The following is a 26,711-nucleotide window of genomic DNA, read 5'->3' on the forward strand; positions in this document are numbered from 1 at the left end:
ACGTCCTAAGTCTTCAAGTTTGGTGATAGAGGATACTTTTTTGATGGTCATTTTGTTTTTGGTGTGAAGTGTTTGGATTGATTGTATGTTTAAAATTTTGAAAATTAAATATTTACCTCTCCCTAACCCTCTCCTTAAAGGAGAGGGAACTTCCAATACTAAATTTATAACGGCAAATAATTTGTAATGAGAGCTCCTTCTCCCATTGGGAGAAGGCGAGGGATGAGGGTAGAAGTCACGCATAAAGAAGGACATTGAAAGCTGAATGCATCCTAAGTCTTCGAGTTTAGCGATAGAAATTACTTTTTGTTAATCATATTGTTTAGGATGGTTTGATAAATAAGCCATTTTTTGAAAAATAGTGTTCTGAAAGTATGTGCATCTAGCTATGGTGTGAAATATTTTTGTAACTATATAATTTTTTGATGTTTAATACTCTTTATTATTTTTCAAAGATAAATTTTCATGGATAGAAAGCTTTTAATTTTTGGTAATGGCTTAGGAATGGCTATTGATCACAACCATTATTCTTTAACAAATGCATTGAATACTGTATGGAGTGATGATGCTCTATGGAATGACACAGTACATCGTGATCTTATCCAAAATTGTATACCTTCGGGTCAGTGCCCAGTATCTGAGGAGGAGTTAGATAAATTATATCTAGTTTCAACATCTTGTGATTATCTGAATGATTATCCTAACACTGTAAATGGTGAACATTGGTTATCAAATTATGGGCAGGAATTTACAGAGGCAACTCAGGAATATATTCATACTGTAGCCTCTCATCTATTTGATTCTACAAATACACTACCAATTACATTCAAAACAGCCTTAATTGATTTTGTACGTACTACAAAATCGCATGTTGCAACGTTAAATTATGATAAATTGCTTTATGAAGCATTTATTGATGCGGGTATTTGTAGTGGATTTTCAGGTCAATTAGTTGATGGATTTACAAATAGTGGCTTTGATAGTTCTAATTTAGTTCGTCGTTATGGGCGAAGCTTTGGATACTATATGCATCTTCATGGGTGCCCATTATTTCGAGATGTAAACGGTGTAACTTATAAGCTATCGACTTCTCAGATTTCATCTGGAAATATTTTTGGAAGTAAACATATTGTTTTAACACATATCCCACATAAACCAAGTGTGATTACTGCATCAGAAATTTTATCAACTTATTGGAGTTATTTAATTTTCTCCTTGAGTGAGGTAGATGAAATTATTTTATTTGGTTATTCAGGTTGTGATACTCATTTGAATAAAATTTTAAAAGTTCATGCAAATTCAAAAAATAAAACAATTGTCGAATGGAATGGTGATGGTCAAACAGATCAGCAGCGGCAACAATTTTGGGATGGCGAGCTAGGTGCTAATGTAACCTTACAAAGAATGCCTGATATTACTCAATTTACATCGTGGTAATAAAGAAAACCCGCTCTAAAGCGGGTTTTTTATTCCAAAATTAATCAGATCAACCAATCAATTTCTTCATCAATTCATTCACTTGAGCAGGGTTGGCTTTACCTTTCGCTGCTTTCATCACTTGACCAACAAGACCGTTAAAAGCTTTCTCTTTACCAGATTTATACTCTTCAACCATCTTCTCGTTAGCAGCAAGTACGTCTTTAATAATCGCTTCAATCGCGCCTGTATCAGTTTCCTGTTTCAAGCCTTTTTCAGCAATAATCTCGTCCGCAGTTTTGCCTTCTTCCCACATAAAGCCGAACACTTGCTTTGCAATCTTACCGTTAATCGTGTTGTCCACAATACGTGCAATCATGCCACCAAGTTTTTCTGCTGTTACAGGAGAGTCAGCAAGTTCTAGGCTCGCTTTGTTTAAAGCCCCTGAGAATTCGCCCATGACCCAGTTAGCAGCCACTTTACCTTGCGCAGCACCGCCAGCAGCTTTTACCACGTCTTCATAAAACTCAGACATTTCACGAGTTAGTGTAAGCACATGAGCATCGTACTCAGTCACACCAAAGTCAGCTACAAAACGCTCACGACGTGCAGCAGGCAGCTCAGGAAGGGCAGCACGAGCTGCTTCAATTTGTGCATCTGCAATCACAACAGGCAACAAGTCAGGGTCAGGGAAGTAGCGGTAATCGTTCGCTTCTTCTTTCGAACGCATTGAACGCGTTTCCATCTTCACAGGGTCGAATAAACGTGTTTCTTGGTCAATGGTGCCATCCCATTCTAGGATTTCCATTTGACGTTCAATTTCAACATTGATCGCTTGTTCAATGAAACGGAAAGAGTTCAAGTTTTTCAACTCACAACGCGTACCAAACGGTTGACCCGGACGACGTAAAGACACGTTACAGTCTGCACGGAACGAACCTTCTGCCATGTTACCGTCAGAAATGCCTAACCAACGAACAAGCGTGTGAATCGCTTTAATGTAGGCAACCGCCTCTTCAACCGAACGCATATCGGGTTCAGATACGATTTCAAGCAGCGGTGTACCAGCACGGTTTAAATCGATACCAGATTGACCTTCAAATTGGTCATGGATCGATTTACCTGCATCTTCTTCAAGGTGCGCACGTGTTACGCCAATGCGCTTAACCGTACCATCTTCAAGTTGAATGTCGATATGACCCAAGCCCACAATCGGGTTGTCCATTTGGCTGATTTGGTAGCCTTTTGGAGAGTCAGGGTAGAAATAGTTTTTACGTGCAAATACAGAAGCTTGGTCGATGTAAGCATCGATACCCAAACCAAAGCGAATTGCAAGATCAACCACTTCTTTGTTGAGTACAGGCAATACGCCCGGCATTGCAAGGTCAACTAGGCTCGCTTGTGTATTTGGGTCTTGACCAAATGTGGTAGATGAGCCTGAGAAAATTTTAGTATTGGTCGCAAGCTGAGTGTGAATCTCAATACCAATCACCACTTCCCAACCATCAATCAGGTTAGATTTTGGTTTAGCAGCGTTTTTAGCCATTATGCATTCTCCTCAGCAATTGCAGCGCGTTGTGTATGCCAATCCGTTGCTTGTTGGTACTGATGCACCACAGACAACAATTGAGACTCTGACCAGTAATTACCAATCAGCTGTAAGCCAACAGGCAAATTGTCTTTGTCAAAACCAACAGGCGCGTTAATCGCAGGCAGACCTGCCAAGTTCACTGCGATGGTGTAGATGTCACCTAAGTACATTTCTACAGGAGACAGGTTTGCACCAATCTTATATGCAGTTGTCGGTGCAGCAGGGGCAGCAATCACGTCTACAGATTCAAATGCTTTTAAGAAGTCTTGTTGAATTAAACGACGTACTTTTTGTGCTTTCACATAATAAGCATCGTAGTAACCCGCAGAAAGCGCGTATGTACCAATCAGGATACGTTGCTGAACTTCTTTACCAAAACCTTCAGAACGTGAACGTTTGTACAAGTCCATTAAGTCCACAGGATTTTCACAGCGGTAACCATAACGTACACCATCAAAACGCTGTAAGTTTGAAGATGCTTCAGCAGGAGCAATCAGGTAATACGTTGGAACATAGGCATCAGTCATGGTCAAATCAATCTCAACCAAGATTGCGCCCATTTCTTCAAGCTTTTTCAGTGACTCTTCAACGCGTGCTTTTACGTCTGCATCTAAACCAGCAACGTTAAAGTACTGTTTAGGAATACCAATGCGTAAGCCTTTTATTGAAGTGCTGTTGAGGTTCGCTACATAGTTATCGACGTCTTTTTCAACCGAAGTTGAATCTTTCGCGTCATGACCTGCCATCACGTTCATGAGGTAAGCACAGTCTTCAGCCGAACGTGCCATTGGGCCGCCTTGGTCTAAAGATGATGCATACGCGATCATACCGAAACGAGAAACACGACCGTAAGTCGGTTTAAGACCAGTCAAACCACAGAAAGACGCAGGCTGACGGATTGAACCGCCTGTATCTGTACCTGTTGCGAAAGGCGCAAGATCAGCCGCTACTGCAGCCGCAGAACCGCCTGAAGAACCACCGGGAACATGGTTTAAGTTCCAAGGGTTCGCAGTCGCGCCGTAGAATGAGTTTTCACTTGTTGAACCCATGGCGAATTCATCCATGTTCACTTTACCTAAAGTGACAAGGCCCGCAGCTTTACCTTTCGCTACAACGGTCGCGTCGTAAGGAGAGATAAAATTGTCCAGCATTTTAGAACCAGCAGTGGTTTTAATGCCTTGGGTACAGAAAATATCTTTATGCGCAATTGGTACACCGGTCAACGCAGTTGCATTGCCTGCTTTAATTGCAGCATCAGCCGCATCTGCTTGCGCAAGTGCTTGTTCAGCTGTCACGGTCACGTATGACTTGACTTGAGCATCGATTTTTTCAATGCGTTTTAAATAGTGTTCAGTCAATTCGCGTGAAGAAAATTTAGCGCCAGCCAAACCTTCAGACAATTCACGAATTGATAAGCGATGTAAATCTGTCATGAGAAATATTTCTTTACGTTTAATTTGAAAAAATGTTGATCTGAATAAAAATTATTCAATCACACGCGGAACAAGGTACAAGCCATCCTGTACGGCAGGAGCAACTGCTTGATATGCTTCGCGATGATTGGTCTCAGATACCACGTCTTCACGTAAGGGCTGTGGATTGTCGAATGGACTTTTTAGTGGTTCAACACCGTCAGTATCGATGCCTTTCAGGGTTTCCATCATGCCTAAAATTTTATTTAAACTTTGAGCATAGTCGGCAGATTGCGCTTCATCTAGCGACAATCGAGCCAGATGGGCAATCGCTGAAACTGTTTGTGCATTTAGATCTGCAGAATGCTGTGCATCCGATGTAGACATAACATTACCTAATCAGTATTAAAAAAATTCAAAATATCGTGGCTTATAATAAGCGATTGACTTGTTCAAATCATCACATTTAGTTAAAGTTGCCACCTTGCGTCCATATAAAAGTTTAACTGAGAACGTCCCCGTGATTCTAAAACGACTAATTGGCTTGTTTTCGCCGGATCTTGCCATTGATTTAGGCACTGCAAATACACTTATTTATGCGCCAGGACGAGGCATTATATTAAATGAACCGACGGTGGTGGCAATTCGCCACAGTGGTTCACAAAAAATCGTTGCCGCAGTAGGTCTTGACGCGAAGCAAATGCTAGGTCGTACACCTGCAAATATTTCTGCGATTCGCCCAATGAAAGATGGTGTGATTGCAGATTTTGAAGTCACTGAAACGATGTTGAATCAATTCATTGGCAAAGTGCACGAAAAACGTTTGTTCCCACCTGCACCGCGTGTCGTGGTGTGTGTGCCATGTAAATCGACGTTGGTGGAACGCCGTGCAATCCGTGAAGCTGTATACAATGCAGGTGCACGTGAAGTTCGCTTAATTGAAGAGCCAATGGCTGCTGCAATTGGTGCAGGTATGCCTGTTGAGCAAGCTTGTGGTTCGATGGTTGTCGATGTTGGTGGTGGTACAACTGAAATCGCGATCATTTCACTTCAAGGTTGTGTCTATGCAGACTCACTACGTATCGGTGGTGATGTATTTGATGAACAAATCATTAATTACGTGCGTAAAGCACATGGTTGTGTGATTGGTGAAACCACTGCAGAAAACATCAAAAAAGAAGTTGGTATGGCGCTTCCAGAAGAAGGTGCAAAACCTTTGGAAATCGAAGTCCGTGGTCGGAACTTGGCTGAAGGTGTACCTCGTGCGATTACCGTAACTTCTGATGAAGTGACTCAAGCGATTTCTGATCCACTGCAAAACATTGTGGCTGCGGTTAAATCTGCACTAGAGCAAACGCCACCTGAGTTGTCTTCAGACATCGCAGAACGCGGTATTGTGTTGACTGGTGGCGGTGCATTACTTCGCAATCTTGATAAGCTTCTTGCAAAAGAAACAGGTCTTCCTGTCGTGGTTGCAGAAGATCCACTATCATGTGTTACACGTGGTGGTGGTAAGGTTCTCGAATTCTTCGATAACCCAAATCATGACATGTTATTTGTAGGCTAAGAAAAGGACTCGGCGGGTGCAAACGCAACTGTTTTCAAGACAACCGCCATCTTTTCGCTCATTTATCATTGCGGTGATTACATGCTTGGTGGTGCTTTTCTTTGATTGGCGCATGCCACATGTAATTCAACCGGCCAGAGACGTCTTGTATGCGGCATATAATCCAATTTATGCCCTTGCAAGCTATCCAGTGTTATCGCGAGAATGGCTGAATCAACAAACCAAGTCTGAAGCTCAATTACGTCGTGAAAATACCGCGATGCAAGCAGAGTTAATTCAGGCTCAAGTCCGTTTACAGAAACTTTCTGAACTTTCTGCTGAAAATACTCGACTACGTGGACTACTCGATACACCACTCATCATTGATGGTCGTATGGAGATTGCCGAAGTCATTGGTACTGATGCTGATCCCTTACGTCATATTATTGTGATTAACCGTGGAGCCAGCAGTCAGCTTAAAGTGGGACAAACTGTACTCGATGACAAGGGCATTATGGGGCAAATTATCAATGTTTACCCGCATAGTAGCCGTGTCATGTTGCTCTCAGACAAAGAGCACTCTTTATCCGTGCGTATGGAGCATACAGGTATGCGCGCAATCGTTACGGGTACAGGTGACTTAGGTCGACTTAAGATGGAATACGTGCCAACCAGTGCGAATATCAAAGTCGGTGAAAAAGTCTATAGCTCAGGGCTAGGGGCACATTTCCCAGCAGGATATTTGGTGGGGACAGTCTCGAAAGTCAGTCGTCACAATAGTGGTGAATTTGCCCAAATTGATATCAATCCTGCTGCCCAATTGGCAGGTGGTCATCATGTGGTTGTGCTATTTTCCGATTCTTTAGCGATGGAGCAACCGCATGTCACTCGCTAAGCTTAGTCGTCATACAGAGCGCGACCCATTATTTCCGATTATCTTTTCCATCATTTTGGCATCCGTGCTGATGGTGTATCCGCTTTCTTATGACCTATCGGGTTGGCGCCCATTATTCATGATGATGATCATGCTATTTTGGGTCCTCTGTCAGCCGACATGGTGCGGTGTTTGGTTTGCATTTGCCACAGGTCTCTTTACGGACTTATTGACTGATGCGCCATTTGGCATGAACGCACTGAGTTTTGTGGTCATTGCATTTGTGACACGCTTTTTGACCCGTGAACGTCGTATCCTCACATTTGGTAATTTATGGATTATTGCTGCAATGGCAATTTTCGCGCATTTACTGTTTGTGTGGATTGTTCAAGTGATGGGTGGGGCACAGTTTTCATTTGCTCGCCATTGGCAGCCAATTGTTACTAGCTTACTCATTTGGCCAATCATGTATTACTTCCTGAGAAAATGGCGCATATAATTTTAGCTTCGAGTTCTCCTCGACGACGCGAACTTTTGCAACAATTGGGTCTGGAATTTGACATTTTCAGTCCAGATATTGATGAGTCCGTGTTGGAAGGAGAACCTGTAGCGGATTATGTAGAGCGTTTAGCACGTACCAAAGCTTGCGCAGTACAACAACAATTCCCTGATGCTATCGTTATTGCCGCCGATACCAGTTTAGGCGTTGATGAGCACATTTTAGGAAAACCAGCGTCGAAAGCACATGCTTTTTCTATGTGGGAAATGATCTCTGGACGAAAACATGATGTGTTTTCAGGTGTTTGTGTCAGTACAAAAGATCAAATATACAGTATAGTAGTGCGTACACAGGTTGAATTTCAAACGCTGAGTCTAGCTGACATGGAAAGCTATTGGGCAACAGGTGAACCAATCGGCAAGGCGGGAGCCTACGCCATTCAAGGAATTGCTGCGCGCTATATTCCTTGTATTGAAGGGAGCTATAGCAATGTCGTTGGGCTGCCTTTGCATGAAACCGTACAGTTATTACAGACAGTTAAGGCATTAAATTAACTGCTGCAACACAAGAATTTTTATAATGTTTTGAGTTTTGATATGTCTGACGAGTTGTTGATTAACGTCACACCGATGGAATGTCGGGTGGCGTTGATTCAAAACGGTACGGTCAATGAATTATTTGTTGAACGCACCGTGAAGCGTGGGTTAGTGGGCAATATTTATAAAGGGAAAGTTGTTCGTGTGCTTCCGGGTATGCAGGCTGCTTTTATTGATATTGGGTTGTCGAGAACGGCTTTTTTACATATCAATGATATGGTCTGGCAGCGCAATCAACCGACCCCGAACGTTTTTGAGCTGTTACAACCGGGACAAGTACTCACCGTACAAGTCATGAAAGATATGTTGGGTACCAAAGGTGCACGACTTTCTACTGATCTTTCTATTCCTTCCCGTTACCTCGTTTTAATGCCATATGGCAGTCATACCGGTGTTTCACAGCGCATTGAGTCTGAAGAAGAACGTGATCGCTTGCGTAGCATGATTGAACGCATTCAAAAGGAACACAATTTACCGGGTTCAGTCATCGTTCGTACTGCTGCTGAAGGTATTCCTGAATGTGAAATTGCGCAGGACATGGCTTATTTAGCAAAACTGTGGGAATACATACAACGTAAACAACGCAGTATTGTTGTGCCATCTTTGATTTTTGAAGAGCTGCCTTTACCGCAACGCGTCATCCGTGATTTAGCCAACGAAGAAACGTCTAAAATTCAGGTCGACTCACGCGAAGTACATGGCAAATTGCAAGAGTTTGTCCAAGAATTTGTACCGAGTATGCAAAATCGCTTACTGCATTATCCAGGTGAGCGTCCAATTTTTGACTTGTACAATGTCGAAGAAGATATTCAGAAAGCCTTACAGACACGTGTAGCACTTAAGTCTGGCGGTTATCTGATGATCGATCAAACTGAAGCGATGACCACGATTGATGTCAATACTGGCTCCTACGTCGGTGGTCGTTCGCTTGAAGACACTGTGTTTAAAACCAATATGGAAGCCACACAGGTCATTGCACGTCAGCTCCGACTACGTAACTTGGGCGGGATTATCATTATTGACTTCATTGATATGCAAGAAGCACATCATCGAGAAGAAGTGATGAGCCAGTTTGAGAAAATGCTCGAGCGCGATCATGCTAAAACCAAGATCACTCAAGTGTCTGAGCTGGGTTTGGTGGAAATGACCCGTAAACGCACCCGTGAATCTCTGGAGCATCTGCTTTGTGATTCTTGCCCGACCTGTCAGGGGCGTGGTTATGTGAAAACGGCTGAAACAGTTTGCTATGAAATTTTCCGTGAAATCTTGAGATATGCACGTGCTTATGAATCACAAAGTGGTTTCACTGTGGTGGCACATCCGTCGGTGATTGATCGATTGTTAACTGCTGAAGCACCTGCGGTAGCTGATTTAGAGCACTTTATTAGCCGTGTGATCAAGTTCCAAGTGGAAAATTTATATACGCAAGAGCAATACGATATCATTCTGAGTTGAAATTGTAACAGAATATCGTTAAACACTTGTTACAACTGAGATTTTACTTTTGAACTGTTATTTTGAATACTAGACACATCAAATAGCCAAAGCCATTTTCCCGTAATGAACTTGAAAATGGCTTAGCAAAAAGAGGTGTATTATGGGTGTTAGTAAAACAGTAATGAAAAGTGGTCTTAAAACTGTTGTTGAAGCAAAAGCGATCCATTCAGGTTATATCGTGGATGAACGTGGTAATGAAGTTCAAATTACAGCGTCTATGATTCGTTCTGCTTGTCATCAGTTACTTAAACAGTGCCGAGCAATTAAAGCTTAAATATTGAAATATAAATAATGTAATCCAGAGGGTTAAAGTGCTAACGCGCAATTCTAAAATATTTAATGCGCTAAAATTTTATAAATAATGGAAAATAAACTTAATTATCAGTTCGTATCTACAAGTCATAATTAAACAATAGCAACGGATTTGTTCACCTAAATTTTAGCTTATACACATAAATTGCTCCAAAAAATCAATCAAAGTTCAAATACTAAAAACCCGTCTAGATTGTTCAATTTAGACGGGTTTTTATCATTATGTATGGTTCAAGATGCTGATGAATTGATACCAAATCTAGAAACAGGCGGTTAGCTAACCGCCTGTAACTTTGGGGAATCTTGGTTCACAATAGTTTCAAATCGTTGAATTTCTTCTTCCAAATGCGTCAGTAAATTTTGCATTTTTGGCAGCGCATTACGACATGCGGTTAAACCAACTTCAAGCTTATCTAAATAGCTGGTCATGGTGATATTAAGCGCTTGACCATCCAAAACAATAGACGCTGGGTAGAGCGCTTCTAAACGTGCACCATTCCAATATAACGGCTCTTGTGGGCCGGGAACATTCGAAATGACCAAGTTAAAGGCCTGACGTTTTGGCATGAAGCCTGATGCAATATTTAAACCTGCTGCACTGTAGACAAAAGCACTGTAGTTTAAAATTTGATTCGAGTTCATCCGCTTAAAGCGCTCTTTGGCATTGAGCACACTACGACGCACAATCTTCAACCGTTCTAGCGGATCTTCTTTATGGGTTCCAAGATTGGCCAAAATCATGGTAATACGGTTTGACATATCTGAATCATCGGTACGAACTGATGCAGGCACCATGGCAATCAATGGCTTTTTAGGTAAAGCATTTTGTGTAATTAAATATTCACGTAATGCGCCTGAACAAATTGCAAGCACAATATCATTAATTGTTACGCCGAGTGACTTGGCAATATGTGACAAACGTGAAAATTCAAAAGACTGAGCAGCGAAACGACGAGAAGAACTAACCCGTTGGTTTAATATTGAACTCGGCGCTTGGAAACTAGACACATAATCTGGGTTACGCCCCATATCTTTCATTACTGTTTGTGACAGTTCGTACAAAACTCGTGGAGTTGAGTCAAGTTGTCCCTTAATGGTCGATAACAGACCTTTCATACGACTGGATTTAGGCTGTTTCAGGCGTTTTGCACGAGGGCCTTCTACACACCATGGTGGCACAATTCTTTTAGCATCTGGGTCATGCGAAAGTGATTTTTCAACTAAACGCATACCTGCAATGCCATCGACCATCGCGTGGTGGATTTTGAAGTACATCGCAAAACGATTGCCTTCAATGCCTTCAATAATATGGCAAGTCCAAAGCGGTTTCGCACGGTCAATCAGCGCACTGTGTTCTTGAGAAATATAAGTCAAAAGTTCACGAATACGACCGGGATGCGGCAGTGCGATATGGCGGAAGTGATGATCTAAATCAAACTCTTCGTCTTCATCCCAAAAGAAGCCGTTGAGTTTATTGTTAAAAGGAGGAATAGGAATGGATTTTGAATTACGAATATCTGCGACTAAATCTTGAATAAAAGTATCTGGTGCATTGTCAGGGATCTGAAATAAAAATAGACCACCTACGTGCATCGGTTGTTGCCGTTTCTCTAAATTTAAGAATATGAAATCAATAGGATGTAATGGACGCATAGCGTTGATTGCCTCACTGCAATTTCTACAGCTGCTCATGTATGAGTAGCATTGTTAGAATTATTAAATTGTCATTTGCAGTATAGCGTTTTTACGTTGAAATGATACGGAATTATGTGTATCGATGCGTTGAAAAAAACCACTGCTATGCAGTGGTTTTGTGATCTTTATTTTTTCATGTTGCCTGCGTGTAAGCCGCATTCTTTATGGGTTGCATCTTCCCACCACCAGCGACCTTCACGTTCGTGTTGATTCGGTAAAACAGGACGAGTGCATGGCTCACAGCCAATCGAGATAAAGCCTCGTTCGTGTAGTGGATTATATGGAATTTCCATTAGACGGATATAGTTCCATACATCAGCGCTAGACCAGTTTGCCAAAGGATTATATTTAATCAATTGCTTGCCCGGACCTGAAAAACCGGGGTCTGCTTGTACCACAGGAATTTCATTACGTGTGCCAGGGCTTTGGTCCTTACGTTGACCTGTGATCCAGCCATCTAAAGTGGCTAGTTTTTTACGCAAAGGTTGTACTTTTCGGATACCACAGCATTCTTTATGTTCATCTTGATAGAAGCTAAAAAAGCCCTTTTCTGTCACCAGTTTTTGTACCGCATCACTTTTTGGGAAACAGATTTCGATATCAATTTTATAATGTTTACGGACAGTATCTAAAAATTGGTAAGTTTCAGGGTGTAAGCGACCGGTATCTAAACTAAATACACGAAAAGGAATCCCTAAGTTCGATGCAAGATCAATCAGTACAACATCTTCTGCACCAGAAAAGGAAATCGCAACTTCACCTTGCTGGCTAAGCGCAAGTTTCATAATCTCAGAAGGTGATTTATCTGCATATTCAGATGCAAGTGCATCGACAAGGTCAATAGTAGGGATGGTAGTCATGAATGTCCTGGCTATAGGCTTGGAACGTTAAAACCTATATTAATTTATTTCAGAACTATTTTAATGGAAATGCTAAAACACACTTATCACTAAAAAATAGATACTTATGAAAAAAACAGATTTAAAAAAGAACAATGCATTTTTTTATTCTTCCGCTATGATAATGAAAAATTTTTTTCACATAACAGAGGGTAGAGTGCATGGAAGTCGTTTGTTTAGATCTAGAAGGGGTTTTAGTACCTGAAATTTGGATTAATTTTGCGAAAAAAACAGGCATTAAAGAACTTGAAGCAACGACTCGTGACATTCCAGATTACGATGTGTTGATGACTCAGCGTTTAAATATCCTAAAACAACACGGTTTGGGTTTAAACGATATTCAAGACGTAATCGCAGATATGGGGCCATTTGAAGGTGCAAAAGAGTTTGTAGAGTGGGTGCGTACTCATTTTCAATTGATTATTCTTTCAGATACTTTCTATGAGTTTGCACATCCATTAATGCAGCAACTTGGTTGGCCAACGATTTTCTGCCACAAATTAGAAACTGATGAAAATGGTATGATCTCAGCTTATAAGCTTCGTCAACCTGATCAAAAGCGTAAAGCCGTTCAAGCATTGCATGGGTTAAACTTCCGGGTGATTGCAGCAGGTGATTCTTATAACGATACGACGATGCTTGGTGAAGCAGATGCGGGTTTCTTATTTGATGCGCCTGACAATGTGATTGCAGAATTTCCACAATTCCCACCAATTCATGGCTATGCTGCATTAAAAGAAGCGATTCGTAATGCTTCAGTTCGTGATATTCCAGCTTAATTCTGTATAGCTGGTTATAGAAAAGGGCGCTTATGCGCCCTTTCTTGTTTAATGCAAAGCTGTTCTAACAACTTAGAAGCGATAGCCTATTTTCAAACCATAGCCAAGCGCATGGTTATCTTCAAATTCACCTACTGGATTACCACCAGTTTGAGCAGTAGCATCACCTAACCAGAAGTATTTAACACCTGCTTGGATGAAATAGTTTTCAGCAGGACTATATTGACCACCTAGACCAACATTCCAATACCCTTCAACAGGGCCTAAAGTCGTAACAGGGTTGCCAGCACCCGAATCGTAACCTACAGATGCAGAACCAGACCATTTGCTGTTAAATTTATGGCCTACACCAACATTAGCTGACCATTGGTCGTCTGAGTAATCAATAAGATTTTGACGGACATGAGGTGCTGGAATTGAACTTACGTTACCAAGTAAAGTTGGTTTAACCGCAAACTGGCTCCAATGTACCCAACGAACATTGGCAAATGCTAGCGTATCTTTAGCAATACCTGTTTGGAAATCTAAGTTAACTGATTGAGGTGTTGTTGCATCAACAGATGATGTCAGCGCACTTAAAGATGGATACGGTAGAAGCGTAGTTTCATTGGATTTTGTATTATGTTCAATTTCAGAGCGGTAGGTAATAGCCGCTTTTAATGCAATTTCAGGAATCGAATAAGCAACACCTGCTAACCAGCCATAAGCTTCTTCACGTTCCATTTCGATGTTATAAGTACCAAGTTTGGCATTACCACCATAAGCAGCACCACGTAGTTTGATATTGGCTTCTACAGTTTGCCAAACTGGACCTGCATAAAAGTTCCAATTTTCGTTTGGTTGGTAACCAATTAGGGCAGTTAAGCTTTCAGTTTTAACATCTACAGATGTACCTTGAGCACCATTACCAAATACTTGCGATGCAGCATCATATTCAGCTTCTGCACCGTATGGTTGGTCGTAAATTAAACCTAGTGAAATTTTGTCAGTCGCTTGTACTTTGACAGCAGCGGAAGGGAAGTAATATGACTTCGCCATGTCATCGACATTAAGTTCATTTGACTTTACTTCTGCATCTAGAACAGTGATACCTGCTTCTGCATAGTTACCAGGTTGTAAGAATGCTGAAATAGACTGACCTGAACGATCTAGACCCGCTGCAAATAATGATGCTGTTGGTAAAGCGGTAAGTAAAATTGCGTAGCTAAGGTGATTTAAGCGCATACTTTTCCCTGTTTGTAACTTTTGATGTTATTTCAATGTGTGGAAAGTAACATAAATAGAAAAACAGTAAATAAGAGTTGCTACTCTAAAATTGAACTAGGGAAGTTAAAAAATGAGCATGACTAGAGTATTTATTCTAGTGATTGATAATTATCTTTATGATTTTTAAATGAAAAATTAGAGTAAAAAGCTTAGTTTTTGATAAATGTTTTAGTAAATTTAAATGTTTATTGTTTGATCAAACAAGATAGGGAAAGAATAAAAAGTTAGGGCCATAGCGAACTATGGCCCGAATCATATTTAAATTAGAAGCGGTAACCGATTTTTAAACCGTATGCCCAAGCATCGTTATCTTCAAATGATGCTACTGATTCATTTGTACCAAACATTGATGCAGGTTGTGCTTCAGCATCACCTAACATGAAGTATTTAACACCACCTGCGATAAAGTAGTTAGGCGCTGGGCTGAATTGTAAACCTAAGCCTACGTTCCAGTAGCCTTCAGTAGGACCAAGTGTTGATACAGGGTTACCTGCGCCTGAATCCCAGCCTACAGAGACGTTACCAGCCCATTGTTCACTAAATTTACGACCTACACCGACTGTAGCATTGATTTGATCATCAGTATAAGCAACAAGATCAAACCCACCCACTGGGCCACGACCAATGGCACCTAGTGTTTCAGATGCTGCACCAAAAGCAGTTGGACGAATTGCGAAATTTGACCAATCTACCCAACGGACATTCGCAAATGCGACAGTGTCGGCCATGATACCAGTTTGAAAATCTAGGTTAACAGACTGAGGTGTAGTGATCTTGGTGTCAGCACGTGTTGAAAAAGCACCGCCAAGTAGAGCACTGTTTCCAGTTTCTGTGGTTGCAGCTTCGTGATCAATTTCAGAACGGTAAGTAATAGATGCTTTTAAAGCAATTTCTGGGATTTGGTAAGCTAATCCTGCTAACCAACCAACGGCGCTATCTTCTTTCATATTTGCATTATATAAACCGAGAGCTTGGTTTGCTCCATATGCAATACCACGTAGTTGAACATCGCCTTTTACTGTTTGATATACACCACCGCCATAAATGTTGAAATTTTCAGTCGGTTGAAAACCAAATATCATCGAAATATTTTGGGTGTGAACGTCGACTTCAGTTGTTTCGCCCATTAATTGGAATGCGCCAGGGTTACCTGCAACTGGTAGTGTTTGATCTGTTGCACTATATTTAGCTTCTGCACCAAAAGGTTGATCATATAGTAAACCAAAAGAAAAATTATCAGTTAGCTGTAATTTTAATGCTGCTTGTGGAAAATAGTAATCACCCGCCATGTCATCTAGTGATGTATTAGCAAGAGCTCCTAATGTTGGGTTGCTAGCAGGTGCAGTGCTGTTCATCTTCCCTGAAACATTCGGATCTAAAACCGAAATACCTGCTTCAAAATAGTTCCCTGGTTGTAAAAATGCAGAAATAGATTGTCCTGAACGATCTAGTGCTGCTGCAAAAGCACCTGTCATTGGAACTGAAGCAAGAATCATGGCTGTAGCTAAAGTTTTTAATTTCATTCTTCGTCATTCCTTGAGATACGAATTTGATTTTTATGGTTACTGCATATATTCGTTATGGAAAACTTCTTAATACTCTTAGGCTTAATTGTTACTCCATGTGACAAAAATAGCACAATTAAAATAAGAGTAAATGCTCTAGATTGAAAAATATGGCTAAAAGTTGCTATTTTTAGAGTAAAAGTACTAATTAGTATATATAACATTTTGATTATTATTTAATATTTTCATTTAGCGCATTATTTTCTAAACCTAGAAAAAAATTAAAAAAATTTTGATATGAGCAGTCATAAATTGATTTTTTGGCCTTATGGACCATACTATGTGTCGTTTTTTGCATTGAGAGGTAGGTGGTTAGCACATTTTAAAGCGCTATTTAACTGTTCTTAAAAATAGTCTTTGAACAGTAATCTTTGTAAAAACAATAATTAAGTTAAAAACTGTAATTGATGGGTTTTTAGTGTGAAAGGTTCTTTCTTTATATTTATTGGTATATGGGGGATTACAAATACAGGGAGGAGGGATATTTCAGAAATTGTGCGCTCTGCGGGACTCGAACCCACGTCGGTCGCTTAGGAGGCAACTGCTCTATCCAGTTAAGCTAAGAGCGCAAGACGGAGGCTAATGTACTCCTATTTTAGCTAAAAAAAAAGTTATTGCCGAAACAATAACTTTTTAAATTACTTAGTCTTTATGAACTTCATTGGGGTCAATGTCGCTCAAATCTTTAGGATTAAGATAGTTAAACATTAATAACATGACTGTAATCCAAACAGGGATCATTAGAACAGATTCCATAAAGCCCTGAGTCCACATAATAAAGAGAACTAAAGCAATAAAGATCAGAACGATGTAGTTGCTGACTGGTGCCCAAAGTGCAGGATAAGACGTTGTAAAATTCAAAATACGTTTTGCACGACGGAACTGTAAGTGAGTCATGGTAATCATCGCCCAGTTAAGGACAAGTGCACCAACCACCACATACATTAAGTGACCAAGCGCATCTTCAGGTACGAAGTAGTTTAAGAGTACGCAACCGAAAATCAGGACTGCAGAAAGTAATACCGCTGGAATTGGCACGCCACTTTTGTTGGTTTTAGCGAAAACTTTTGGAGCATTACCTTGCTTCGCCAAGCTGTAAAGCATACGGCTATTGGCATACATACCGCTGTTATAAACAGACAGTGCTGCAGTTAAAATAATGAAGTTCAGTAAATGTGCAGCCCAATCAATACCCAGTTGGCTAAAGATCATCACAAATGGACTTTTGTCTAAACCACCTAGTTCAAGCTGATTCCATGGCACAAGTGACAATAGAATAGTCAAAGAACCCACGTAGAAAATCAAAATACGGAAAACAACTTGGTTAATCGCTTTAGGAATAGTTTCTTTTGGATTTTCAGCTTCCGCTGCTGCCATACCAATCAGTTCAATACCACCGAAGGCGAACATCAAGAAAGCCAGCATGAAGAATAAGCCTTCAAAACCATTTGGGAAGAAACCGCCCTGACTCCATAAGTTGGTAAATGATGCTGTTGAGTTGGCATCTGCAGTCAGTAGCAAATACAAACCAAATACGATCATCGAAATAACTGCAGTGACTTTAATAATCGACAGCCAAAACTCAGATTCACCATAAAACTTCACATTACCTAAGTTTACTAAAGTAATGATCACGAAGAAGAACAGTACAGATGCCCATGCTGGAATATGAGGCCACCAGTAATTGATGTATTTCGCAACAGCGGTGAGTTCTGTCATTGCCACTAAAATATAGAGAATCCAGTAGTTCCAACCTGTTAAGAAACCTGGAAATTTCCCCCAATATTTATATGCAAAATGGCTAAATGAACCCGCTACAGGTTCATGGACGATCATTTCACCCAACTGACGCATAATTAGAAAGGCGATCAAACCGCCAATGGCGTAGCCAAGAATAATGGATGGTCCAGCAGATTGAATCACATGCGCTGAGCCCAAGAATAAGCCTGTACCAATTGCACCACCCATGGCAATCAATTGAATATGACGATTCTTTAAGCCACGCTTGAGTTCGGAGGAATTGGTAGTCAAGTTACTCTTCCCGAGAATGGTTTAATTTTGGTAATTGTAATGTATAGAGAATGAATAGCCTAGTAGCTCAAAATTTATGAAAAATATTTATAGGTTTAATAACCTATTTTTCGTTTTAAATGCTGAATTAAAAATTTATGAATCAATAGATTAATTTTATTTTAATTGAAATTCTGATGCTTGGCTTTATATGGAAAAGGTATCGAATGTTGTTTTTTTATACTTAAGTCATGTGATTGTTAAAACTTCAATTAAACATTGTATGATGCAAAAGCGCAGAAAAGAACGCTCTGCCAAAACACAATGATAAAGATTAAGGATTCAATAAAAATGAGTTTTGCTCCCCAAATTAAAATTGCAGCGACTTATATGCGTGGTGGTACAAGTAAAGGTGTATTTTTCAAGCTAGATGATTTGCCCCTTGCAGCACAACAAGCTGGAAAAGTTCGCGACCAACTTTTATTACGTGTGATTGGCAGTCCAGATCCTTATGGCAAACAAATTGATGGGATGGGTGGAGCGACATCAAGTACCAGTAAAACCGTGATTTTGGCAAAAAGTTCACAGCCTGAGCATGATGTAGACTATCTATTTGGACAAGTGTCGATTGATAAAGCATTTGTCGACTGGAGTGGTAACTGCGGAAACCTAACAGCAGCGGTTGGTGCATTTGCCATTTCAAATGGTTTGGTTGAGGCATCACGTATTCCTGAAAATGGTTTATGTACGGTTCGTATTTGGCAAGCCAATATTCAAAAAACCATTATTGCCCATATACCTATTACTGATGGTGCAGTACAAGAAACCGGTGATTTTGAACTAGATGGTGTAACCTTCCCAGCAGCCGAAGTTCAAATTGAATTTTTAGACCCCGCAGATGATGGTGAAGATGGCGGCGCTATGTTCCCTACAGGGAATTTGGTCGATACCTTAACCGTACCCGATGAAGGCAGTTTCCCTGCAACATTCATTAATGCAGGTATTCCAACGATTTTCTTAAATGCAGAAGATATTGGTTATGTCGGCACTGAACTGCAAGATGCGATCAACGGTGATGCTAAGGCATTGGCCCGTTTTGAAAAAATCCGTGCTTATGGTGCGCAGCAAATGGGTTTGATTTCAGATATTGCTGAAGCAGAGCAACGTCAACATACACCAAAGATTGCATTTGTTTCAAAACCGAAAGCTTATACATCTTCGAGTTCTAAACAAATTTCAGAACAAGATACGGACTTATTGGTTCGTGCCTTGTCGATGGGGAAACTGCATCATGCCATGATGGGCACAGCGGCAGTTGCCATTGGTACAGCAGCTGCGATACCGGGGACACTTGTGAACTTAGCCGCGGGTGGTGGGGAGCGAGAAGCCGTGCGTTTCGGACATCCATCTGGGACGTTACGTGTAGGTGCGCAAGCGATTTATGAAAATGGTCAGTGGGTCGTTAAAAAAGCCGTAATGAGCCGAAGTGCGCGTGTCTTAATGGAAGGTTGGGTGCGTATTCCTGCGGATAGTTTGGATTAAGCATTTAACATCTCATTTGAAATCAGCCTCTGCTTTGCAGGGGCTTTTTTTTGCCTTTATCTTTTATATGAATAAGCAAATCATGAATTGGTATATCTTTTTATATAATATGAACTGCATTTAATATTAGAAAGTTTCTGTGATTTATGCCAGATTAATTTTGTTAGCATTTTGCGTAGCTTTACCCTGAAAAAAAGTAGCGAAACCATGCTTAAAAAAGACTTAATAAAATCGGATCTACCTACTGAACAATTGGCTGTATTGGAAGCGTTGCCAATGCCTGCTGCATTATTTTCTGCGACAGCTGAGCTGATATGCGCCAATCAAATATTTAAACATCGGTTTCAGTCAGACTTACAAGAGATCGTATTAAATCATGTGTCTGTGATGCAGCAAAAAACCAAAGCCACAAGTTCTGAGTTTGATTTACGCTGTTTAGAGAACGATAGCATTGAACCCTTTATGTATAGTGAAAATGAACGGCATTATTGGTTCACGCTCAAACCAAAGTTTCAACAAAGTGGCGATTTGGAACATGTGTTGTTGTGCTGTGCGGATATTACAAATTTAAAGCAATTCGAATTATCGCTGTTGAAACATAACCAACAACTCGAACAACAAGTTTATTTTGATTATCTGACAGGGATAAAAAATCGACGAGGTTTTGATTTAGACCTTTCTCAGTGGCAAAAAAGCTTCGCGGTTGAACAAGCCGATGAAATTTGTTTGATGATGCTCGACTTAGACAATTTTAAGCAAATCAATGATATCTACGGTCATGCGTTTGGCGATGAGGTTTTAAGAAAAAGTGCGCAGCTTTTAAGGGTGCAAATTAGTCAACACGCAGATGCACAAATATATCGCATGGGTGGGGAAGAGTTTGCAATGATTTTGCCACGCACGGCTATATCGACTGCATGTTCGATTGCACAACAATGTTGTGAGCAAATCTATGCTTCTTCGATGAATTATGCGGATAAGGCTTTACAACTGAGTATCTCATGCGGAGTGGCCTTGTGGGATGGTACAGAGTCATTTTTTGAAACATTGGCACGTGCCGATCAGGCTTTGTATCAAGCCAAGAAAGGCTCGAAAAATTGTACTTGTTTTAATGATGGACAAAATGTGGCGCTATTTGAGGAAACGACATTTAAAAAACCATCAGACTGTGGGAAAAACACATAGATTTAGGTCGTAACATAGAGAAAGATCTGAGAAAGCAGTATGATGCAACAGGTCAAAATTGACAGAAAACATTGGCAGTCGATTTGCTAATGAACGAAGCAGTTAAATATTTAAAGTATTTGAGGTGAATGTGTCTTCTTTAACAGACGTTTCCACACATGCCCTGACAGAAGCGCAGCAGCGTATTCAGCAGGATTTACTGACAGCGCTTGATGCATTTTCAATTCCAGAACCCTTAAAAGGGGCGGTGTATCATGCTGTGATGTTGGGTGGAAAACGTGTTCGACCGGCACTTTGTTATGCAACAGCAGCATTAAAACCCAATACCAATTTTGCAGCAGTACGCCGTGCTGCGGTGGCAATTGAATTTATTCATTGCTATTCATTGGCACACGATGATTTGCCGTGTATGGACAATGATTTACTTCGTCGTGGTCAACCAACTTGTCATGTGGCTTTTGGTGAAGATACGGCCTTACTTGCTGGCGATATTTTACAATCGATGGCTTTTGAAGTTTTAGGCAGTCGTCTCTTTGATCAAGGCCCAGCAGTTGAAGCGCCGATTATCTTAAAGCAAATGCAAATTTTAGCGACTGCAACTTCAAAAATGGTCAATGGACAAGTCCTAGACTTACAAGCGGAAGGCAAACACGTCAGTCAGGATGAACTAGAAAACATTCATCGAAATAAAACTGGTGCTTTAATTTCTGCTGCAATCATGATGGCGGCAGTGACGATATTTAATGGCACAGATCAAGCCATTCCTAAACTCCGTGAATTTGGTCTTGCGATTGGTTTAGCCTTTCAGGTGCAAGATGATATTTTAGATATTATTGCTGACACTGAAGCATTGGGTAAAACAGCGGGTAAAGATCAACAAGTGGATAAATCCACATATCCTGCGTTAATGGGTCTCGAGCAAGCGCAAGCATATGCAGAAGAATTACATGCACAAGCACTTCAAGCTTTGGATTATTTTGCAGAAGATGCAGCAGAATTACACAAGATCACGCAGTTTTTATTAAAACGTCAAAGTTAATATGACGCAGTAAAGACATTAGCCCACACATGTAACATGTTGTGGGCTTTTTTATATCAAGTACATTTGGAACAGAAGTCAATAAACCTCTAAGTAATATCTAAATGGATGACATGATAAAAACAAAAAAGGACGCTAGGCGTCCTTTTTTGCAGATATTAAAAATTAGAGCTTAAATTTAAGTGCTATTGGTCTTAAATACTTTCTTTATAGATACGATCTGCTTCTTCAAATTTTTCAGTGACTTCAGCAGATGGTGCTTTGCCCATTAAGCTTACAATGATGATTGCAAGTAGTGAGCAAATGAAGCCAGGAATAATTTCATAAACGCCTGTATCGCCCCAGAGGTTTTTCCATAGAATAACCATAACAGCACCAACCACCATACCTGCTAAAGCACCATTGAGTGTCATGCGTTTCCAGAACAATGACATGATAATCAGTGGGCCAAATGCAGCACCGAAGCCTGCCCATGCATATGCGACGAGACCAAGGACTTTAGAGTCAGGATTAGCCGCCATATAGATCGCTAGCAACGCAATCATTAACACCATGATACGGCCGACCCAAACCAATTCTTTTTGTGAAGCATTTTTACGTAAGAATGATTTATAAAAGTCTTCAGTTAAGGTACTTGAACAGACTAAAAGCTGACAGCTTAAGGTACTCATGATCGCAGCTAAAATCGCAGCCAATACGATACCTGCCACCCATGGGTTAAATAGAATTTTAGTCAATTCCATAAAGACCGTTTCAGGGTTTGCTGTAACGACACCTGCCAGTTCTGGATGCTGTTGGAAATAAGCAATACCGAAGAAGCCTGCTGCAACTGCGCCACCGAGGCAGAGCGTCATCCATGTCATACCAATACGGCGTGCATTGGGAATCGATTTAACAGAATCAGCTGCCATGAAGCGCACTAAGATATGCGGTTGACCAAAATAGCCTAAGCCCCATGCCAATAAAGACATGATTGCGACAAAACTTAAGTCAGCAAATACATCCATGGCTTGAGGGCGTGCCGCTTCTAGTGCCAGAGTGAACTGGCTTAAATCAGAGAATGACAACATGACCACGATAGGGGTAAGTAGCAAGGCAAAAATCATAAAGCCCGCTTGAATGGTATCGGTCCAACTGACAGCAAGGAAGCCACCAATAAACACATAGCTCACCGTTGCAATGGCACTGATCCAAAGCGCAGTGCTATACGACATACCAAACATACTTTCAAATAATCGAGCGCCTGCAACCATGCCTGAAGCACAGTAAATTGCGAAGAAAATCAAAATAATCACAGCAGACACGATACGTAAGATTTTCTTTTGATCGTTAAAACGATTTGAGAAATAGTCAGGTAGGGTCAGGGCATTATTTTGAACTTCGGTATGTACACGGAGACGACCTGCCACAAGTAACCAGTTGAGCCAAGCACCAATGATCAGACCAATTGCAATCCACATTTCAGATAAACCTGAAAGGTAAATCGCCCCCGGAAGACCCATGAGCAACCAACCACTCATATCCGATGCACCTGCAGAAAGGGCAGTGACAAAGCTCCCTAATCGGCGGCCACCTAAAATGTAGTCAGAAAAGTTACTGGTCGCACGGTATGCAAGTAAACCGATCACGACCATGGCGACAATATAAAAGAGAAAGGTAATTAGGGTGGGATTCAGGGAGCTCATACGGTATCCGCTTTGGCGTTGGACAATTGCGTTTAATTAGGGGACTCAATGGGATTTGCCTAAGCCAAGTAGGTGAAATCGAACGATAAGTCCTAAAACGTCAAAAAAATAACGTGAAATTTAAACATAAATTGACAAACTTTGCCTTCTTTTTTGTTTTGGGCATAAAAATGGGCCGTATATCACGACCCATTTTAATTAATGCGAAGATTTAGTTATTACGTCCCATCACACCACGAATCGTATTCAGTACATCCGCAGGTAAAACCACAGTTTTGGCATTATTAGATTTAGCCATATCTTGCATGGCTTTAACGTATTGTTCACCCAGTAAGTAAGCAACTGGAATTTCTTTATCGCCGACGGCTGAACTCACCATTTCAATTGCACGTTGAGAAGACTCTGCCAGTACAACTTGAGCTTCTGCATCACGACGAGAGGCTTCTAAACGACCATCTGCTTCCAAAATAGCCGCTTGTTTTTCACCGTCTGCCTTGGTCACTGTCGCACGACGTTGACGTTCAGCGGCCGCTTGCTCTTCCATCGCAGCTTGCATGGTATGAGAAGGTTTAATATCTTGAATTTCTACAGTTTTAAGCGTAATTCCCCAGTCAGAGATATCGTCAGAAATAGCAGCTTTAAGTTTAGCCTTAATATGATCACGCGATGACAGTGCATCATCGAGGTCCATTTCACCGACAATTGAACGTAAAGAGGTTTGAACTAAGTTTTGAATCGCCCATGTGTAGTTTTCAATACCGTAAACTGCTTTTTCAGGTGTGGTTAAATTGATATAAGCCACAGCATTCATCAGCAGTACCGCGTTGTCACGTGTGATCACTTCCTGAGAGGGGATATCTAAGACGATATCTTTGGTTGTGACTTTATAAGCCACTTCATCGACATACGGAATCACAAAGTTCAGTCCCGGATTGAGCGTGGTATGGTATTTACCTAAACGCTGAACAATCCATTTATAACCTTGGGGAACAATACGAACACCTTTAAAAATGGTGACGGCTACAAAAACTAAGAGCGCTAAAAAAACAATAGAAACACCAGACATGTCATTTCTCACTTATTTATGGATTGTCAGCGGGGTGGTTGCTGCTGTGCAGTTGGACGACTAAATCATTGCCTAAAATATCGGTCACGCGAACGCGATCACCGACTTGAAGTGCATCTTGGGTACGGCAATGCCATTCGTCTGAACCTAAAACAGGCATCGGGAAGCGAACTTTAACGCTGCCATGATTGAGCTGGGTTTGAATCACCATACCCACTTGGCCAATCGTCGCTTCACGGGACAGACCTGCTTTGGTTTTATCAATGGATAAAGGCTTAATAAATTTGAACCACAAAAATGTGCAGAGCACGGCAAAAATAATCCAAACCACAATTTGCACATTAAAGTCCATGGATGGAAAGATCCAATATAAGATCCCAACCAAAATTGCAGAAACACCAAACCAGAGCGCTGCAAAAGACGGCAAAATCAGTTCAAAAAGCATCAAAGCGACGCCCAATACAAACCAGTGCCAAGGTTCTAAAATAAATTCCATACATCTACTCTTATATAAGGGTGAATTGATATAGATGAACCAGTATCTATATCAATGTAGCAGATGTATAACTCAATGAATATAAAAAGAATCGTTGAATTATATTTTCGCTTTTGGTGCTGGTTTAAAGGCCGCAGGGGACTGTTTAAAGTTGTCGATCGCCTTAATAATGCTATTCACTTTAAGCTGTGCCGCTTTTTCACCTTCTAAAATCGTCGCATTGCTCGACTTCAAATCGAGTGTGCCAATATGTCCCACTTTAGGTTGAATCACGAAATTGGCATTTTTCAGTTCTTCATTAATACTTTGTTGTCCCATGATGTTAATGGTTTGATCGAGTAAACCAAACATGCTTACGGCTTTGCTACCGTCAGGACGCGCAGAAATATCAACCGCAATCACGATATCTGCACCCATATCACGTGCAGTTTTCACTGGAATCGGGCTGACTAAACCACCATCGACATATTTCACCCCTGCAATGGTTGCAGGTACAAATACATTTGGAATGCTGCACGATGCACGTACCGCTTGGCCTGCATTACCACGGTTAAATTCAGTTTTACTGCCATTATCCAAACGGGTGGCTACGGCAGCAAAGCGCTTTGGAAATTGTTCAATTGATTTATTTCCGACGTTTTTATTAACAAAGTCTTGCAGTTTTTGCCCTTGAATAATGCCTTGGCTATTTAAGGTTAAGTCACGAATATCGGACTCTTTAAAGTTCAGGGCCAATTGCTGCATTTGATAAGGTGTTTTACCGCTGGCGTACAAGCTACCGACAAAACTACCCGCACTGGTCCCAGTCACAATTTTAGGTTTAATACCGTGCGATTCGAGCACTTTAAGCACACCAATATGAGCAAAACCTTTGGCACCGCCGCCACCGAGCGCAATCGCGATCACCGGTTCACGTGCTTTGGCTGGTGTAGGTGTCGTGATCGCTGGCGTTTTAGTTGCAGAGTCACAGCCAGTGAGTGCCAATACGAAGAGGCTAGGAATCAGGTATTGCAAAAGTTTCATGGGTGAAATCTGATGGTTAAATATACAAAGTGCACATCACATCAAAAAAATAGCCATTTGACTAGGGCTTTTTCCAGTGCTTTTGTAACGGCAAGGCCAACCATTCGGGATTTTTCGGGGAAAATTTGCCATCATAAATCTTCAAAATTTTTTCGAGATCAGTTTCAAAATCTCCACTGGGTTCAAAAACACCCAAGCAATGAATGGTTTTCTTTGCATAATCAAAGCTAAACATCACAATAGGTATCTGTGCTTCATAGGCAATATAGTAAAAACCACTGCGGATTTTATCGGCTTTTTTTCGTGTTCCCTCAGGTGCCATTACAATCCAAATTTGATCTGTCGCTTGGACAATCTCAGCAATTTCATGCGTCAGTCCATGTGGATTTTCACGTTGCACAGGGATCACGCCGACCCAATCCAAAAGTGGTTTTAAGGGAGTATCAAAAAGGGTGTTTTTACCAAAAATGGTTATTTTTATCCCGATTCCAAGCAAGGCGAGAAAACCATGCCATGCATCTATATTAGAAGTATGCGGAGAAATGATCGCTACAGCTTTGGCAAGGTTGGGAAATTCGCCGTCAAATTTCCATCCTTGTGCCAAAAAAAGTTTTTTAAAAATAGCGCGGCTCAGGGGGGAGCCGCGTGATGGAACTTGATCGGGCAAAACTGGAAATAATTGAGTCTTTTGATTCATTGCATATTCTTATATAAGTGA

General features: G+C 40.9%; 25 protein-coding genes and 1 tRNA gene. 11 read left to right on the forward strand and 15 right to left on the reverse strand.

The genetic code is table 11. The features are described 5' to 3' along the window. A partial coding sequence (locus FTT76_RS17530; RefSeq protein WP_218955909.1) for a hypothetical protein occupies nt 1–243 on the reverse strand: 243 nt, incomplete at its 3' end. 222 nt (nt 244–465) lie between these two features. Between FTT76_RS17530 and FTT76_RS16240 the strand changes: the two genes are divergently transcribed. Beyond that, nucleotides 466–1,437: a hypothetical protein gene (locus FTT76_RS16240; RefSeq protein WP_180190634.1), complete on the forward strand. Its 972-nt coding sequence runs from the start codon at nt 466–468 to the stop codon at nt 1,435–1,437. A gap of 49 nt (nt 1,438–1,486) precedes the next feature. Here FTT76_RS16240 and gatB read toward each other — a convergent pair whose 3' ends face one another. From gatB to gatC, 3 genes are read right to left on the reverse strand one after another with little or no spacing between them, the layout of a single operon-like run. After that, complete coding sequence (gatB, locus tag FTT76_RS16245; RefSeq protein WP_180190635.1) at nt 1,487–2,962, reverse strand: Asp-tRNA(Asn)/Glu-tRNA(Gln) amidotransferase subunit GatB; 1,476 nt, start codon at nt 2,960–2,962, stop codon at nt 1,487–1,489. Then, nucleotides 2,962–4,440, reverse strand: coding sequence for an Asp-tRNA(Asn)/Glu-tRNA(Gln) amidotransferase subunit GatA (gatA, locus tag FTT76_RS16250; RefSeq protein ID WP_180190636.1), 1,479 nt, complete (start codon nt 4,438–4,440; stop codon nt 2,962–2,964). Before gatA ends, gatB begins: the two co-directional genes overlap by 1 nt. Before the next feature lie 51 nt (nt 4,441–4,491). Beyond that, nucleotides 4,492–4,806: an Asp-tRNA(Asn)/Glu-tRNA(Gln) amidotransferase subunit GatC gene (gene gatC, locus FTT76_RS16255; RefSeq protein WP_078189985.1), complete on the reverse strand. Its 315-nt coding sequence runs from the start codon at nt 4,804–4,806 to the stop codon at nt 4,492–4,494. Between the two features lie 133 nt (nt 4,807–4,939). Here gatC and FTT76_RS16260 point away from each other — a divergent pair, with 133 nt between their 5' ends. From FTT76_RS16260 to FTT76_RS16285, 6 genes are all read left to right on the forward strand, one after another. Then, complete coding sequence (locus tag FTT76_RS16260; protein ID WP_086178633.1) at nt 4,940–5,986, forward strand: rod shape-determining protein; 1,047 nt, start codon at nt 4,940–4,942, stop codon at nt 5,984–5,986. A gap of 16 nt (nt 5,987–6,002) precedes the next feature. Further along, the gene (gene mreC, locus FTT76_RS16265; protein WP_078189984.1) at nt 6,003–6,860 is read left to right on the forward strand and encodes a rod shape-determining protein MreC; all 858 of its coding nucleotides are present in this window, start codon (nt 6,003–6,005) and stop codon (nt 6,858–6,860) included. Then, the gene (gene mreD, locus FTT76_RS16270) at nt 6,847–7,338 is read left to right on the forward strand and encodes a rod shape-determining protein MreD (protein ID WP_168379038.1); all 492 of its coding nucleotides are present in this window, start codon (nt 6,847–6,849) and stop codon (nt 7,336–7,338) included. Before mreC ends, mreD begins: the two co-directional genes overlap by 14 nt. Next, the gene (locus tag FTT76_RS16275; RefSeq protein WP_180190637.1) at nt 7,326–7,892 is read left to right on the forward strand and encodes a Maf-like protein; all 567 of its coding nucleotides are present in this window, start codon (nt 7,326–7,328) and stop codon (nt 7,890–7,892) included. The genes mreD and FTT76_RS16275 overlap by 13 nt, the downstream gene beginning before the upstream one ends. A gap of 42 nt (nt 7,893–7,934) precedes the next feature. Continuing rightward, nucleotides 7,935–9,389, forward strand: coding sequence for a ribonuclease G (gene rng / locus FTT76_RS16280; protein ID WP_111885603.1), 1,455 nt, complete (start codon nt 7,935–7,937; stop codon nt 9,387–9,389). 142 nt (nt 9,390–9,531) lie between these two features. After that, a complete protein-coding gene (locus FTT76_RS16285) occupies nt 9,532–9,705 on the forward strand; it encodes a PA1571 family protein (RefSeq protein WP_168379036.1) in 174 nt (57 codons plus the stop codon). A 311-nt stretch (nt 9,706–10,016) separates the two neighbouring features. Here the strand turns inward: FTT76_RS16285 and FTT76_RS16290 are convergent, their stop codons facing one another. Together FTT76_RS16290 and FTT76_RS16295 are read right to left on the reverse strand one after the other, a co-directional pair. Next, on the reverse strand, nt 10,017–11,396 hold the full coding sequence (locus tag FTT76_RS16290) for a wax ester/triacylglycerol synthase family O-acyltransferase (RefSeq protein ID WP_168379035.1): 1,380 nt from the start codon (nt 11,394–11,396) through the stop codon (nt 10,017–10,019). Nucleotides 11,397–11,563: 167 nt separating this feature from the next. Further along, nucleotides 11,564–12,298 (reverse strand): phosphoadenylyl-sulfate reductase, encoded by a 735-nt coding sequence (locus tag FTT76_RS16295; protein ID WP_180026497.1) that lies wholly within the window; start codon nt 12,296–12,298, stop codon nt 11,564–11,566. 200 nt (nt 12,299–12,498) lie between these two features. Between FTT76_RS16295 and thrH the strand changes: the two genes are divergently transcribed. Continuing rightward, nucleotides 12,499–13,116, forward strand: a complete 618-nt coding sequence (thrH, locus tag FTT76_RS16300; protein ID WP_078189978.1) for a bifunctional phosphoserine phosphatase/homoserine phosphotransferase ThrH — start codon at nt 12,499–12,501, stop codon at nt 13,114–13,116. A 72-nt stretch (nt 13,117–13,188) separates the two neighbouring features. Here thrH and FTT76_RS16305 read toward each other — a convergent pair whose 3' ends face one another. From FTT76_RS16305 to FTT76_RS16320, 4 genes are all read right to left on the reverse strand, one after another. After that, nucleotides 13,189–14,340 carry an OmpP1/FadL family transporter gene (locus FTT76_RS16305; RefSeq protein WP_180064049.1) on the reverse strand — a complete coding sequence of 384 codons (1,152 nt, stop codon included), beginning with the start codon at nt 14,338–14,340 and terminating at the stop codon, nt 13,189–13,191. A 305-nt stretch (nt 14,341–14,645) separates the two neighbouring features. Next, entirely contained in the window at nt 14,646–15,905 is a 1,260-nt protein-coding gene (locus FTT76_RS16310; RefSeq protein ID WP_180026496.1) for an OmpP1/FadL family transporter, read from the reverse strand. A 538-nt stretch (nt 15,906–16,443) separates the two neighbouring features. Next, a tRNA-Arg gene (locus FTT76_RS16315) sits at nt 16,444–16,516 on the reverse strand. A gap of 73 nt (nt 16,517–16,589) precedes the next feature. Beyond that, on the reverse strand, nt 16,590–17,978 hold the full coding sequence (locus FTT76_RS16320) for an amino acid permease (RefSeq protein WP_078189974.1): 1,389 nt from the start codon (nt 17,976–17,978) through the stop codon (nt 16,590–16,592). A gap of 330 nt (nt 17,979–18,308) precedes the next feature. Here FTT76_RS16320 and prpF point away from each other — a divergent pair, with 330 nt between their 5' ends. From prpF to FTT76_RS16335, 3 genes are all read left to right on the forward strand, one after another. Beyond that, the gene (gene prpF, locus FTT76_RS16325) at nt 18,309–19,499 is read left to right on the forward strand and encodes a 2-methylaconitate cis-trans isomerase PrpF (RefSeq protein ID WP_180026495.1); all 1,191 of its coding nucleotides are present in this window, start codon (nt 18,309–18,311) and stop codon (nt 19,497–19,499) included. 207 nt (nt 19,500–19,706) lie between these two features. Further along, nucleotides 19,707–20,684, forward strand: coding sequence for a GGDEF domain-containing protein (locus FTT76_RS16330; RefSeq protein WP_180073212.1), 978 nt, complete (start codon nt 19,707–19,709; stop codon nt 20,682–20,684). A 130-nt stretch (nt 20,685–20,814) separates the two neighbouring features. After that, on the forward strand, nt 20,815–21,723 hold the full coding sequence (locus FTT76_RS16335; RefSeq protein WP_078193048.1) for a polyprenyl synthetase family protein: 909 nt from the start codon (nt 20,815–20,817) through the stop codon (nt 21,721–21,723). Nucleotides 21,724–21,917: 194 nt separating this feature from the next. Here FTT76_RS16335 and putP read toward each other — a convergent pair whose 3' ends face one another. From putP to FTT76_RS16360, 5 genes are all read right to left on the reverse strand, one after another. Continuing rightward, complete coding sequence (putP, locus tag FTT76_RS16340; RefSeq protein WP_180026493.1) at nt 21,918–23,408, reverse strand: sodium/proline symporter PutP; 1,491 nt, start codon at nt 23,406–23,408, stop codon at nt 21,918–21,920. 211 nt (nt 23,409–23,619) lie between these two features. Continuing rightward, on the reverse strand, nt 23,620–24,474 hold the full coding sequence (locus FTT76_RS16345; RefSeq protein WP_078189969.1) for an SPFH domain-containing protein: 855 nt from the start codon (nt 24,472–24,474) through the stop codon (nt 23,620–23,622). 16 nt (nt 24,475–24,490) lie between these two features. After that, complete coding sequence (locus FTT76_RS16350) at nt 24,491–24,970, reverse strand: NfeD family protein (RefSeq protein WP_180022299.1); 480 nt, start codon at nt 24,968–24,970, stop codon at nt 24,491–24,493. A gap of 99 nt (nt 24,971–25,069) precedes the next feature. Further along, the gene (locus FTT76_RS16355) at nt 25,070–25,993 is read right to left on the reverse strand and encodes a patatin-like phospholipase family protein (protein ID WP_180190638.1); all 924 of its coding nucleotides are present in this window, start codon (nt 25,991–25,993) and stop codon (nt 25,070–25,072) included. 61 nt (nt 25,994–26,054) lie between these two features. Further along, entirely contained in the window at nt 26,055–26,690 is a 636-nt protein-coding gene (locus FTT76_RS16360) for a 1-acyl-sn-glycerol-3-phosphate acyltransferase (protein WP_180190639.1), read from the reverse strand. Nucleotides 26,691–26,711 lie beyond the last annotated feature (21 nt).

Source organism: Acinetobacter sp. YH01009 (genome assembly GCF_013420765.1).
In the GTDB taxonomy this organism is placed as follows: domain Bacteria; phylum Pseudomonadota; class Gammaproteobacteria; order Pseudomonadales; family Moraxellaceae; genus Acinetobacter; species Acinetobacter amyesii.

Excerpts from the sequence above, each read along its gene's own strand:
- FTT76_RS16240 (WP_180190634.1), top strand. The coding sequence starts at position 466 with ATGGATAGAAAGCTTTTAATTTTTGGTAATGGCTTAGGAATGGCTATT.
- gatB (WP_180190635.1), bottom strand. The coding sequence starts at position 2,962 with ATGGCTAAAAACGCTGCTAAACCAAAATCTAACCTGATTGATGGTTGG.
- gatA (WP_180190636.1), bottom strand. The coding sequence starts at position 4,440 with ATGACAGATTTACATCGCTTATCAATTCGTGAATTGTCTGAAGGTTTG.
- gatC (WP_078189985.1), bottom strand. The coding sequence starts at position 4,806 with ATGTCTACATCGGATGCACAGCATTCTGCAGATCTAAATGCACAAACA.
- mreD (WP_168379038.1), top strand. The coding sequence starts at position 6,847 with ATGTCACTCGCTAAGCTTAGTCGTCATACAGAGCGCGACCCATTATTT.
- FTT76_RS16275 (WP_180190637.1), top strand. The coding sequence starts at position 7,326 with ATGGCGCATATAATTTTAGCTTCGAGTTCTCCTCGACGACGCGAACTT.
- rng (WP_111885603.1), top strand. The coding sequence starts at position 7,935 with ATGTCTGACGAGTTGTTGATTAACGTCACACCGATGGAATGTCGGGTG.
- FTT76_RS16285 (WP_168379036.1), top strand. The coding sequence starts at position 9,532 with ATGGGTGTTAGTAAAACAGTAATGAAAAGTGGTCTTAAAACTGTTGTT.
- FTT76_RS16290 (WP_168379035.1), bottom strand. The coding sequence starts at position 11,396 with ATGCGTCCATTACATCCTATTGATTTCATATTCTTAAATTTAGAGAAA.
- FTT76_RS16295 (WP_180026497.1), bottom strand. The coding sequence starts at position 12,298 with ATGACTACCATCCCTACTATTGACCTTGTCGATGCACTTGCATCTGAA.
- thrH (WP_078189978.1), top strand. The coding sequence starts at position 12,499 with ATGGAAGTCGTTTGTTTAGATCTAGAAGGGGTTTTAGTACCTGAAATT.
- FTT76_RS16305 (WP_180064049.1), bottom strand. The coding sequence starts at position 14,340 with ATGCGCTTAAATCACCTTAGCTACGCAATTTTACTTACCGCTTTACCA.
- FTT76_RS16310 (WP_180026496.1), bottom strand. The coding sequence starts at position 15,905 with ATGAAATTAAAAACTTTAGCTACAGCCATGATTCTTGCTTCAGTTCCA.
- prpF (WP_180026495.1), top strand. The coding sequence starts at position 18,309 with ATGAGTTTTGCTCCCCAAATTAAAATTGCAGCGACTTATATGCGTGGT.
- FTT76_RS16330 (WP_180073212.1), top strand. The coding sequence starts at position 19,707 with ATGCTTAAAAAAGACTTAATAAAATCGGATCTACCTACTGAACAATTG.
- putP (WP_180026493.1), bottom strand. The coding sequence starts at position 23,408 with ATGAGCTCCCTGAATCCCACCCTAATTACCTTTCTCTTTTATATTGTC.
- FTT76_RS16345 (WP_078189969.1), bottom strand. The coding sequence starts at position 24,474 with ATGTCTGGTGTTTCTATTGTTTTTTTAGCGCTCTTAGTTTTTGTAGCC.
- FTT76_RS16350 (WP_180022299.1), bottom strand. The coding sequence starts at position 24,970 with ATGGAATTTATTTTAGAACCTTGGCACTGGTTTGTATTGGGCGTCGCT.
- FTT76_RS16355 (WP_180190638.1), bottom strand. The coding sequence starts at position 25,993 with ATGAAACTTTTGCAATACCTGATTCCTAGCCTCTTCGTATTGGCACTC.
- FTT76_RS16360 (WP_180190639.1), bottom strand. The coding sequence starts at position 26,690 with ATGAATCAAAAGACTCAATTATTTCCAGTTTTGCCCGATCAAGTTCCA.